The 11,809-nt window shown below is 66.9% G+C and carries 8 protein-coding genes; all 8 read right to left on the bottom strand.

Annotated elements, in window-relative coordinates; translation table 11 throughout:
• Positions 1-48: 48 nt before the first annotated feature.
• Positions 49-2,028 (bottom strand): sialate O-acetylesterase, encoded by a 1,980-nt coding sequence (locus QM732_RS24630; protein ID WP_415658719.1) that lies wholly within the window; start codon positions 2,026-2,028, stop codon positions 49-51.
• Positions 2,028-3,419, bottom strand: coding sequence for a glycoside hydrolase family 30 protein (locus QM732_RS24625; RefSeq protein ID WP_415658718.1), 1,392 nt, complete (start codon positions 3,417-3,419; stop codon positions 2,028-2,030). Before QM732_RS24625 ends, QM732_RS24630 begins: the two co-directional genes overlap by 1 nt.
• A 3-nt stretch (positions 3,420-3,422) precedes the next feature.
• Complete coding sequence (locus QM732_RS24620) at positions 3,423-4,478, bottom strand: ABC transporter ATP-binding protein (RefSeq protein ID WP_415658717.1); 1,056 nt, start codon at positions 4,476-4,478, stop codon at positions 3,423-3,425.
• Positions 4,475-5,335, bottom strand: coding sequence for a carbohydrate ABC transporter permease (locus tag QM732_RS24615; protein ID WP_415658716.1), 861 nt, complete (start codon positions 5,333-5,335; stop codon positions 4,475-4,477). Before QM732_RS24615 ends, QM732_RS24620 begins: the two co-directional genes overlap by 4 nt.
• Positions 5,332-6,210, bottom strand: a complete 879-nt coding sequence (locus QM732_RS24610; protein ID WP_415658715.1) for a carbohydrate ABC transporter permease — start codon at positions 6,208-6,210, stop codon at positions 5,332-5,334. Before QM732_RS24610 ends, QM732_RS24615 begins: the two co-directional genes overlap by 4 nt.
• The gene (locus QM732_RS24605) at positions 6,210-7,451 is read right to left on the bottom strand and encodes an ABC transporter substrate-binding protein (protein WP_415658714.1); all 1,242 of its coding nucleotides are present in this window, start codon (positions 7,449-7,451) and stop codon (positions 6,210-6,212) included. Before QM732_RS24605 ends, QM732_RS24610 begins: the two co-directional genes overlap by 1 nt.
• 132 nt (positions 7,452-7,583) lie before the next feature.
• Positions 7,584-8,936, bottom strand: a complete 1,353-nt coding sequence (locus QM732_RS24600) for a GH1 family beta-glucosidase (protein WP_415658713.1) — start codon at positions 8,934-8,936, stop codon at positions 7,584-7,586.
• A 68-nt stretch (positions 8,937-9,004) separates the two neighbouring features.
• Complete coding sequence (locus QM732_RS24595) at positions 9,005-11,749, bottom strand: TonB-dependent receptor (RefSeq protein ID WP_415658712.1); 2,745 nt, start codon at positions 11,747-11,749, stop codon at positions 9,005-9,007.
• Positions 11,750-11,809 lie beyond the last annotated feature (60 nt).

The raw sequence follows: 11,809 nt of genomic DNA, 5'->3' as shown, positions 1-11,809 counted from the left end.
ATCGTAGCGATGGCACCCCAACGCGCGCCATGGGGTGAAAGTTCCCCTTCAAAACTCCGGCCGGATGTCACGGGTGACCAACGGCCACCGGTCGGTGCGCCAGGGCGAGGCCGGCAAGCCCGCACCGTCGACGAGGTTGGCGTCCAGCGGCGTGTCGGCCCAGGCGTAGCGCGTGGCGACGGGCTGCGGCACGGCGTCGCTCCACACACGCACGCGGTCCTTGCCGACGATCTCCGCCCGAGCCGGCACGAAGCGCTGGTCCGCCCCAGCGATGGCAAAACCTTGCAGCGGGCCGCCGCCGCGCACGGCCAGCCCTCCCGCCACGTCGCCAAAAGTCAGCTCGAAGCGGCCGCCGGGCAGCAGGCGGCTGGCCTGCAGCGTCGGGCCCTTGAAGGGCATGGACCTTCCGTAGGTCCGAGCCAGTGCGATGCGGGCCAGGCGCTCGCCCACCGTGCGCTTGTCGCGCGGGTGGATGTCGTCGGCGTCGCCCACGTCGATGCTGACGGCCATGCCGGTGGCGGGCAGCGCCAGCGTCTGGCGCTGGGCGTCCCGCAGCTCGGCGAAGGCGCTGCCCCCGGGCTGCGAGGGCCGCGGGCCGAAGGACGAGAGCTGCACGAAGTAAAAGGGCAGCAGACCTGGCTGCCCCTGCTCGCGCCAATGCGCGCGCCAATCCGCGATGAGGCGGGGGAACGCCTCGCCATAGCGGGCCGCACGCGGCGCGTTCGTCTCACCCTGGTACCAGATGACGCCGCGCGCCGCGAAGGGCGTGAACGGCCGCACCATCCCGTTGAACAGCAGGCCCGGCAGGTCGTTGGGGCCAGGCTCCTGGACGGGCTGCAGGGATTCGACACGGGCCTGCCACGTGCCCGCCAGGGGCTTGGCGCCGGCGGCGGTGTCCAGGCGCAGGTTGGCCGCCGCACCATGAAAGCCCCCGTCACCGCCGGTATCGGTCACTCGCACGGCGACGAGGTTGTCCCCTTCGCGAAGCAGGCCCTCCGGCAGCGCGTAGGTGCGCGGCGTGTCCCAGCCACAGGTCTTGCCGACGGGCTGGCCGTTGACGAAGCTCTCGTCGCAGTCGTCAACGAGGCCCAGGTGCAACGTCGCCGCGCCCGCCGCTTCAGCGGCCGTCAGCGTGATGTGGCGGCGCAGCCAGACCTGGCCGTCCAGGCCCGGCAGGCCTTGCGTTTCCCAGACCTGGGGCGCGTTCAGCGTGGACCAGGCGCGGTCATCCAGCCGGGGGTCGGCGCCAGCGATGTCGAAAGGCTCGCTGCCCTGGAATCGGCGCACGCGCTCCAGCAGCCGGTCGCGGCGGCGCTGCACGAAGGTGGCCGAATCGGCGGGCATGGCACGCACCGTGTCGGCGAGGTCCGGGTCGGCCACCGCGGCGCGCGGGCTGGTCCAGGTCTCAACATGCGTGCCGCCCCAGCTGAGGTTCAGGATGCCTATGGGGATGTTCCGTACCTTCGCATCGGCCTGCAGGCGGCGCGCGAAGTGCCAGGCCACGGCACTGAAGTCTCCGGCGGTCGCCGGGCTGCTCACGTCCCAGCGCAGGGGTGGCGCGTCCTGCAGCGGCGTCAGGCTGACACGGTGCGGCATCTTGGCGTGGCGGATCCGCGAATGCGCGCCTGCGGCGGCGACCTCCGTGGCGGCATCGTTGGCATCGGCCAGCCGCCATTCCATATTGGACTGACCAGCGGCGATCCAGACGTCGCCGATCAGCACGTCGTCCAGCAGGCGTCGTTCAGACCCTGCATTGACCTGGAGCCGGTGAGGTCCGCCCGCCTGCAGCGGCGCAAGCTGCGCCTGCCAGGCGCCGTCACGGCCCGCCACCGTCTCCGCGCGGCGACCGGCCAATTCCACCCGCACTTTCTGGCCCGGCTCGGCCCGGCCCCAGACACGCAGCGGCACGTCGCGCTGCAGCACCATATGGTCCGCGAACACGCCGGCCAGCTCCAATGCCCCCGCCTGCGCCTGCGCCTGCGTTGCGATGGAGGCGGCCATCAGGGCCGCGAGCAGGGCGGTGCGCATCACCACGTGAGGGTCACGACGCCGCTGGGCGGCAGCTCGTAGCTGAAGCGCTGCCCCGGGGCCTGCACCTTGAAGCGCCGCGGCACAGCAGCGGAGTTGCTGACGATGAGTACGGTTCCGCCATCAGGGTTGGTGAAGGCGACGTGATCCAACCCGGTCTTGCTGTCGCCGCCGCCTTCGGAGTCGACGCGCCGTGCACCCTGGTGCACGAAGCGACTGGCATGGCCGAAGGCGTAGTACTCGATGTTCCGCGTGACCTTGCCGTCCTTTGGATCGATGGTGACCACTCCACGACAGTCGTTGCAGCCGCCCAGGTGCGGGCCGTACTTCGGGTCCAGGGCGATGTTCCACATCAGCACGCCGCGGGCACCGTGACGAGTGCTGCCGATGATGAGGTTGCGCATCATCCACGGCAGCGTCTCGGCCCACTGAGGCTTCCATTCGCCGCCGGAGCATTCGGTGAACCAGACGTCCAGCTCGGGGAACTGCCGAGCGACCTGCGACTGCGCGGACACGTCGCCCGCGTAGCAGTGCCAGGCCACGCCGGACACGTACTTGCGCGCTGTCGCGTCGGACAACATGGACAGCGGGCTCCAGGGCTCGTCCCAGTTGTGGTCCCATTCCAGGATCTGCGTCTTCATGCCCTTGGCCAACAGCAACGGACCGAGGTGCTTGCCGACCACCTCGGCTCGCGTACGCGGCGGCATGCGCATGCCGGGGTAGTCGCCGGGCTCGAAGTGGGGCTCGTTCTGCAGCGTCAGCGCGAAGATGGGGATGCCCTCGGCCTTCATCTCCTCGACGTAGCGCACCATGTACTTCGCGAAGCTGCCGTAGTGCTCAGGCTTGAGCTGACCCTGCACGAGGCTGTCGGTTGTCTTCATCCAGCCCGGTGCACTCCACGGCGAGGCCATGACCTGAAGCTTGGGGTTCAAAGCCAGCGCCTGCTTGGTCGCAGGAATGACGTCCTCTCGCTCGGGGGCCAGCGAAAAGTTCTTCAGATCCGGGTCGGTCTGGCCCGGCGGCATGTCGTCCAGACTGTAGTGGCGGCGCGAGAAGTCGGAGGCACCGATGGTCAGGCGTGTCAGCTCGAAACCAAGGCCATTGCCTTCGCGCGTGAACAGTTCGCGCATCAGCGCGTCGCGCTGTGCCTCGGTCATGCCGTGGCGCATCAGCCAGGCGGAGCCTTCGGTGATGGCGGCGCCGAAACCGGCCATGCGCTGATGCTGGCGCTTCGGGTCGATGCGGATGACGAAGTCGGCCTTGGCAGGCGCAGTGACCGCGCTGGGCGAGAGCAGGTTCTTCTGGTCGCCGGTGGTCAAGAAGGCCCGTACAGGTTCAGCGTTAGCACCGAATGCACAGGCGGCCGTCACCGCCAAAAGGAGTTGTTTCATGGCTCAGCTCAGTCGGAGTTCGCTGGTCGCGTCAAAGACGCTCAGCAGGGTCTCATCGATATCGAAAGCCAGCGTCTCGCCGGCGGTGATGCGGCGGCCGTCATGCACGACGGCCGAGAAGCCCTGGTCGCCGGATTTCATCCAGACGACCTGGTGGTTGCCCATGGGTTCGACCATCTCGACGGTTGCACGCCAGCGACCGTCGGCTTGCAGGCGCACATGCTCAGGACGCACGCCCAGAACGACCCGCTGGCCCGGCCGCACGCGACCGGCCGCCAGCCGCAGCGCAAGCGGTCCGTCCAGCGTCACGCCATCGGCACCGACCGTGGCCGGCACGAGGTTGACGGCCGGCGCGCCGAGGAACCCGGCGACGAAGAGGTTCGCGGGCGTCTCGTAGACCTCGGCGGGCGTGCCGATCTGCTGGATGACGCCCCCCTTCATGACGACGATGCGCGAAGCCAGCGTCATCGCCTCGACTTGGTCGTGGGTGACGTAGATCATCGTGCTGCCGAGGTTCTGATGCAGCAGCTTGAGCTCGCGCCGCAACTCGGCGCGCAACTTGGCGTCCAGGTTGGACAGCGGTTCATCGAACAGGAACACACCGGCCTCGCGTACCAGCGCCCGGCCGATAGCGACGCGCTGGCGCTGGCCACCGGACAGCTGTGCAGGCTTGCGGTCCAGCAGGGCGGTCAGCTGCAGCATCTGCGCCGCCTTGTCCACGCGGCGGGCGATCTCGGCCTTGGGCGTGCCAGCCACGCGCAGGCCAAAACTCATGTTCTTCTCGACGGTCATCGTCGGGTAGAGCGCATAGCTCTGGAACACCATGCCGATGCCGCGCTCGGACGGCTCGGCGTCGGTCATGTCCTGCCCGCCGATGTGGATGCTGCCACCGCTGACGTCTATGAGGCCGGCAATACTGTGCAGCAAGGTGGACTTGCCGCAGCCCGAGGGTCCCAGCAACACGAGGAACTCGCCCTCGCGGACCTGCAGGTCCAGGCCCTTGATGACTTCGTTGTGGCCGAACTTGATGCTCAGGCCCTGGATGTTCACGCCACTCACTTGACCGCTCCCGCAGCGATGCCACGGACGAACCAGCGGCCGGAAATCAGATAGACCAACAGGGGCACCGCCGAGGTGAGGATGGTGGCCGCCATGTTGAGGTTGTAGAGGCGCTCCCCGGTCGTCGTGTTGATGACGTTGTTGAGCTGCACCGTCATCGGCAGGTTGTCGCGGCCGGCAAAGGTCAGGCCCAGGATGTAGTCGTTCCACACGCCGGTGATCTGCATGATGGCCGCGACGATGAGCATGGGCGTGGACATCGGCAGCACCAGCTGCACGAAGATGCGCCAGAAGCCGCCGCCGTCCACGCGCGCCGCCTTGAAGAGCTCGGCCGGCAGTCCTGCGTAGTAGTTGCGGAACAGCAGCGTCATGATGGGCATGGCGAACACCAGGTGCACGACGACGATGCCGGGAAGGCTGCTGTAGATGCCCAGCGCGGCCTCAAGCTTGACGAGCGGGTAGATCATCACCTGGATGGGGATGAAAGCACCCAGCATCAGCACCCCGAACAGCCACTGGCTGCCCTTGGGCTTCCACCAGGACAGCGCATAGCCGTTGATGGCGCCCAGCAGGATGGGCAGGATGACCGATGGCACCGCGATGGCGACCGAGTTCCAGAAGCCGCCTCGCACGCCTTCGCAGCTGACGCCCGTGCAGGCCTCGCTCCAGGCGGCACGCCAGGCGTCGAAGCTTGGTGCGGAGGGCAGCGCGAAGATCTGCCCCAGGCGGATCTCGTCCATGCTCTTGAACGATGTCGTCAGCATCACGTACAGCGGCAGCAGGAAGAAGGCCGCCGCGAAGATCAGGAAGGCATAGACGCCCAGCCGCGCCCACATCCTGGTGGACCTGCGATTCATGCGTGTCCCCCCTGCACCTTCTGGCGGCTGCGCACATAGGCCAGCGGCGCCACCAACGCCAGCACAGTGACCAGCAGCATCACCGCCCCGGCCGACGCCAGAGCGAGATTGGCGCGGCCGAACAGGTGGTCCATGATGAACTTGGCCGGCACGTCGCTGGCCGTGCCGGGGCCGCCCTGGGTCATCGCGACGACAGTGTCGAAGACCTTGACGACACCGGTGGCCAGCAGCGTGAAGACGGTGGCGAGCGTCGGCCCCATCATGGGCAGCACGACGGAAAGGTAGACCCGCCAGGTTGGGATGCCGTCCAGCCGAGCGGCCTTCCAGATTTCTTCGTCGATGCCGCGCAGGCCGGCCAGCATCAACGCCATCACCAGCCCAGCCCCCTGCCAGGTGCCTGCAATGACGACGGTGTAGATAACCATGTCCTGGTCGACGATCCAGTCGAACTGGAAGTCCTTCCAACCCAACTGCTGCATCGCGTTCTGCAGACCGCTGTCCGGGTTGAGCACCCACTGCCAGACCAGGCCCGTCGCGACGAAGGACATCGCGTACGGGTACAGGAAGGCCGTGCGCAGCGCACCCTCGCCGCGCACCTTCTGGTCGATGAAGACGGCCAGCAGGAAGCCGATCAGCATTGCCGCCGCGATGTAGAGCACGCCGTAGACCGCGAGATTGTGGATGGCGTGCTGCCAGCGCTCGTTGTCGAGCAGTCGCTCGAACTGCTGCAGGCCGACGAAATCGTCCTTTGGGAAGGTGCGCGACGTGGACATGGACGTGCGCACCGTCCACAGCACGGTGCCGACGTAGCCGACGCAGACGATGAGCGCCAGGGGCAGCAGCGCACCCCAGGCCGCGAGACCACGGCGCTTCATCAGTTCCTCAATGCTGAGACGATGTCCTTCTGGACCTTCTCAACCGGGATGTTGCGATTCCAGTAGCTCGTCAGCACGTCCTGCAGCGCGCCGTTCTGGTCGGGCGTGATGTAGATCTCGCCGTTGGCGAGATGGCGCGATTTGTCCTTCATGGCCGCCACGCCCATCTGGGCGCACAGGTCCATCTTGCTGACGTCCACGTCCGTGCGGATGGGGATGGAGCCCTTCTTGATGCTGAAGGCGACCTGCGTGGCTGGCTGGGTGATGACGCTGGCCAGCAGCTGCTGGGCCTTGACCTGATCGGGCTTGCTCGTCTTGGGGAAGACCATCACATCGCCCTGGATGATGTAGGGTGCCTTGGCACCGAAGCCGGGCGTGCAGCCGTAATCTTTGCCGGGTTCCTGGCGGGCCTGGGCGAACTCGCCCTTAGCCCAGTCGCCCATGATCTGCACGCCGGCACGACCACTGATCAGCATGGCGGTGGCGTCGTTCCAGTTGCGGCCGGGCGAGCCCTTGTCGGTGTAGCTCTGCAGCTTCTTGAAGGCGAGCAGCACCTTCTTGAACTCCTCGCCCTGGATGGCTTTGGGATCCCGATCGCGAAAGACCTTGAGGTAAAGCTCGCGGCCACCGTAATGGGCCAGCGTGGCGGTGAAGACGATGCCGTCCTGCCACGGCTGGCCGCCATGGGCCAGCGGCACGAGGCCGGCGGCCTTGAGCTTGTCCAGCGCGGCGAAGAGTTCATCGAAGGTCTTGGGCTCCTCCGCGATGCCGGCCTTCTTGAAGGCGGCCTTGGAAAACCAGAACCAGCTCATGTTGTGGATGTTGACCGGCGCGGCGTAATAGTGGCCGTTGACGCGTATGGCCTGCAGCACGGTCTCGGGCAGGAACTTGTCCCAGCCGTCGCGCTTGGCGACCTCGTCGACGTTATTCAACAGCCCCTGGTCGACGATGTCGCGGAACTGCTGCGTGGTGTTGAACTGCGCAGCCGTGGGCGGGTTGCCACCGGCAATGCGATTGATGGCCACCGAGCGCGCCTGCTCACCCAGCGCCACCGCGGTGTCGACCCAGACGCCGCCCTGTGCGCGATAGGCCTCGGCCAGTGTCTTGACGGCGGCAGACTCGCCGCCCGAGGTCCACCAGTGGATGACCTCGGCCTTGAGCTGCTGTGCAGAGGCGGTGGACGGGGCGCAGGCCGCTGCGGCGAGCGCGGCCGCAGCCAGGGCGTGGCGAGTGAACTTCATCTTGTCTCCGGATCTTGTGGTTTGGCGCGCGCAGTGTCGCCCGGCGGCGCGCGGCGCGCCTGAGGGACGACCCTGTAATATTTCATTTAGAAACCGACTGTTCCCCGCCAAATGCCGATGTATTTTTGTTAATCATTCATTCAGAAATCGGCCATACCAGAGGCCGCTGTCCTTCAGAGTGCGCTGCTGGGTGGCGTAGTCCACGTAGGCCAGCCCGAAGCGGCGCAGATAGCCCTCGGCCCACTCGAAGTTGTCCAGCAGGCTCCAGGCGAAGTAGCCTTTGACGGGCACGCCAACCTCCATGGCCCGGTGCAACGCAGCGAGATGGCGCTGCAGATAGGAAAGGCGCTGGGCGTCGTGCACGCGGCCTTCGGGCGTCAACACGTCCTCGAAGGTGGAACCGTTCTCGGTCAGCTGGATGGCAGCGGGAGCGTAGTCCCGCTGGATGCGGGTCAACAGGTCCACCAAGCCCTGCGGCGAGACCTCCCAACCGAAACCGGTGCGCTCCACGCCGGGCCGATCGACGAGCTTGGCACGCATCGGGCCGTGGCTGGCGCTCGGGTCGTCGGCCACCATCTCGGGGAAGTAGTAGTTCACGCCGAGGAAATCGGTCGGCGTGGCGATGGTGTCCAGGTCACCGGGCTGCACCCGGGGTGCGGCCGCGCCCAGCAGCGCCAGCGTGTCTTCGGGATAGCCTCGGCCGAACAGCGGGTCCAGGAACCAGCGATTGCGCAGACCGTCGTGGCGCTTCAGCGCGGCCTGGTCTGCCACGCTGTCGGAGGCGGCGGCGATGGGGTGCAGGCTCAGCGTGATGCCGACCTGGGCATCCGGCGAGTTCTTGCGGATCACGGAGACGGCCTGACCATGAGACAGCAGCACATGGTGGCAGGCCTGCATCGCATCCGCCAGGCTGGTGCCGCCGGGCGCATGAACGCCTTCCCAGTAACCCATGATGCAGGAGCACCAGGGTTCGTTGTGCGTGATCCAGTGCTTGACGCGGTCGCCGAGGCGGCGCGTGACAAGGTCGGTGTACTCCAAGAAGGCGGTCACGGTGTCGCGCGAGATCCAGCCGCCCTGAGCCTGCAATACCTGCGGCAGGTCCCAGTGATAGAGCGTGGCCCAGGGGTCCATGCCCCGCTCCAGCATGCCGTCCACCAAGCGGTCGTAGAAAGCAAGGCCGGCCTCGTTCACCGCGCCACGGCCCCGCGGAAGGATGCGCGGCCAGGCAATCGAAAACCGGTAGGCATTGACGCCCAACTGCTTGGCCAGGTCGAGGTCCTGCGGCCAGCGGTGGTAGTGGTCGCAGGCGACCAGGCCATTGGAGCCGTCGCGGATGCGGCCCGGCTCGCTGCAAAAGCGGTCCCAGATGGATTCGCCCTTGCCGTCCTCACGGCCGGCACCCTCGATCTGAAAGGAGGAGGTGGACACGCCCCAGAGGAAGTCGGCGGGGAATTGCTTGCGGGTCGGGGCGATATTGGCGCTCATGCTTGGGATACGGGGCGCCGGCCGGGACAAGCCCAGGCCGGCGCGGGTTCAGGAACGGAAGCGGGTACTCAGAACTTGTAGGTGCCGCCCAGCAGCAACTGGCGGCCGTAGGTGGTGTACCGCTCGGGCAGCGTGGCATTCGGGTCCTTGGAGCCGGTCGAGATGCCCACCCGCGTGCGGTACGGCCGGTCGCGCAGGTTGTTGACCTGCAGCGTCAGCGACAAGCCCTTCAGAGTCCCGGTCTCGAAGGCATAGCCGATCTGGGCGTCGATGATGGTCTCGCTGGAGATCATGCTGGGCACGTTCTCGCCGAACGTACCCCGCACCGTCGTCACGAACGGCGAGCGGTGACGACTGCCGATGCGGGCCGAGATGCCGTTGCGCTCGTAGTAGACGGTGAAGTTGGTCGCCTTGCCGGAGAGGCCGTCCAGCGGCTTGTTGACGTCGTTACCCTCGTGCAGCGAACTGCGCGTGTCGGAGTAGCTGAGCGTGACACCGATCCCGTCCAGAGCCGGGCTGATCAACGAGCCATCCAGCGAGCCGCTTAGCTCGGTGCCGGCAATCATGCCGCCCTTGCCGTTGGCCTGGGTCGTCAGCGTGCCGATGTTGCTGATGGGCGTGTAGGCCGTCGGGTTGGGGAAGCCGGTGAAGTCGAAGTCGATGGACTGCGAGTAGACGAAGTTCTTGATGTTCTTGTGGAAGACCGCAGCCGCGACATAGCTGCGCTTGCCGATGTAGTGCTCGATCGACAGGTCGACCGCATCGGCACGCCAGGGCTCGAGCCTCGAGTTGCCGCCGTTGGCCGACCATTTGCGATCAGTCTGGCTCACGCTGATGTCAGTGAAGCCCGCGCGCATGTCCTCCATGTTGGGCCGAGCCATCACCTTCGCCAGACCGAAGCGCAGGATGGTGTTGGCCGTCAGGTCGGCTGCAAGGTTGAGGCTCGGCAGCGTGTCCGTGTAGCTGGTGCCGCCGCTCTCGGGCATGGCACTGCTCGTCGCCGGATTCCACAGCAGGCCGTTGCTCCACTGCTTGGCATGCACAACGCGCAAGCCCAGATTGCCGTGTACCGGCACCCCCCAGTCGAACTCAAAGCCGAGCTTTGCATGCGCCGCCGTGACCTTCTCGTGCACGGACCAGATGCGGCCCGGCGCCTGGTCGAGGGCGGTGGGGGTGACGTCGTACAGGCCCAGCGCGCTGGGCAGGTCGAAATTGACCATGCGGATGTTGCTGCCGGCGAAGCTCAGGTCCGTCGGCTCGCGCAGCAGGTTCGACGGGATCAGCATGGGCGCGCGGCCGTTCTTGAGGCTGTAGTTAACCTCGGTGCGGTTCATGCTCTTGTCGCGCTCGGAGTAGTCCACGCCAGCTTCGAAGCTGCTGAGCCAGCTGTCGAACGAACGGCCGGCTGTGAGCTTGAGCGCCTTGATCTGGTCGCGCACCTTGGGGAACTGGCTGCGGCCATCCCGGCCCCAGCCGGCCGGATCGCTCAGGTAGACATTCTTGGCATCGGCGAAGTCGAAGTTGGGTGCGAAGGTGGAGAGACCGTCGCCGGTCGCGATGCTCGCCTGGCCCAGGCTCACGCGCCCCAGCGAACCGGCCTGCAGCTCGGCATTCTGCTCGTCGCGCTTGGCCTTGGACCAGCTCAGGTCGCCCGCCAGCTTCCAGTCGGCGAGCTTGAGCTCGTTGTTCCAGCCGATGGCGCGGATGTCATCCTGGCGCTTGTTGAAGGTCGTCAGGGCCACCGGCGTCGTGTTGTTGACGATGCCGCTGGTGACGATCTTGTCGCCGTTGACCATCGTCGTCTGCGCATTGCTCCAGCTCACGCCGGCCCAGGTGGACATGTCGGACATGACCGTGCGGCGCGCCTCGGTTTGGTCGAACTTGGAGTAGTACAGGTCCAGCGTGCTGTGGAAATCGGCGTTGGGCTTGTACTCCAGCACACCCATCAGGCCGTCCCGCTTCTGGCGGGACGACGCGGCACCCAGCTCGAAACCCTGCAGCGCGACGGCGTCCGTCGGCGCCCCGGGCAGCGGCGAACCCCAGTCGTTGGTGTTGGCCCACCACCAGCTCTTGTAGTGCTTCTCCTGGTTAGGCGAGTCCAGGTGGGCGAAGCCCACGGCGGCACCCCAGGTGCGGTCGGCCGACTGGGTCACGTAGGAGGCGCTGAGGCGGTTGCCGGTCCCCGAGATCTCGGGATTCAACGAACCATTGGAATTGCGCTCCAGGCGCGCGCCGACGACGGCCTGGGTCGTGGCGAAGTCCAGCGGGCGCAGTGTCTTCATGTTGACCGTGCCCGACAGGCCCTGCGCCGACAGGCTGGCGTCGGGCGTCTTGTAGACGGTGGCGGCGTTGATCAGCTCCGACGGGAACTGGTCGTACTCCACCGAACGGTTGTCGCCCGTGGAGACGATCTCGCGCCCGTTCAGCAACGTCACGCCGTAGCGCGGCGCCATGCCGCGAATGCTGATGACCGAGGAACGGCCGGCGATGCGCTGCGTCGTCAGGCCCGGCAGACGCGAGATGGCGTCGGCAATGGACACGTCGGGCAGTTTGCCGATGTCCTCGGCCGACACGGACTCGACGATGGCGTCCGCGTTGCGCTTGGTGCTGATGGACGTCTCCAGGCTGGCGCGAAAGCCCGTGACCGTCACCGTGTCGAGCTTCTGCTCAGTTGCCGGCGCGGACTGGGCCAGCGCCTGCAGCGGCACGCTCAGCAGGCCGACGCAGACGGTGGCGACGGGCGTGAGGCGGGCACGCCGAAGTCGGATGGACGTGGGGGCGCGCCCTGCGGCGCGCAGTTGGGGCTTGGGCATCTTCGTCTCCTGGTTCGATCTTGTTCGCTGCCTGGACGGGGCTCCGCGGAGGTACCCCTC

Origin of the sequence: Roseateles sp. (genome assembly GCF_047654805.1) — a bacterium.
Taxonomy (GTDB): Bacteria; Pseudomonadota; Gammaproteobacteria; order Burkholderiales; family Burkholderiaceae_C; genus Pelomonas.
The sequence above is the reverse complement of the archived record's forward strand: the minus strand, read 5'-3'. Positions and strand labels throughout refer to the sequence as shown.

Excerpts from the sequence above, each read along its gene's own strand:
- QM732_RS24625 (WP_415658718.1), bottom strand. The coding sequence starts at position 3,419 with ATGAAACAACTCCTTTTGGCGGTGACGGCCGCCTGTGCATTCGGTGCT.
- QM732_RS24610 (WP_415658715.1), bottom strand. The coding sequence starts at position 6,210 with ATGAAGCGCCGTGGTCTCGCGGCCTGGGGTGCGCTGCTGCCCCTGGCG.
- QM732_RS24615 (WP_415658716.1), bottom strand. The coding sequence starts at position 5,335 with ATGAATCGCAGGTCCACCAGGATGTGGGCGCGGCTGGGCGTCTATGCC.
- QM732_RS24605 (WP_415658714.1), bottom strand. The coding sequence starts at position 7,451 with ATGAAGTTCACTCGCCACGCCCTGGCTGCGGCCGCGCTCGCCGCAGCG.
- QM732_RS24600 (WP_415658713.1), bottom strand. The coding sequence starts at position 8,936 with ATGAGCGCCAATATCGCCCCGACCCGCAAGCAATTCCCCGCCGACTTC.
- QM732_RS24630 (WP_415658719.1), bottom strand. The coding sequence starts at position 2,028 with ATGCGCACCGCCCTGCTCGCGGCCCTGATGGCCGCCTCCATCGCAACG.
- QM732_RS24595 (WP_415658712.1), bottom strand. The coding sequence starts at position 11,749 with ATGCCCAAGCCCCAACTGCGCGCCGCAGGGCGCGCCCCCACGTCCATC.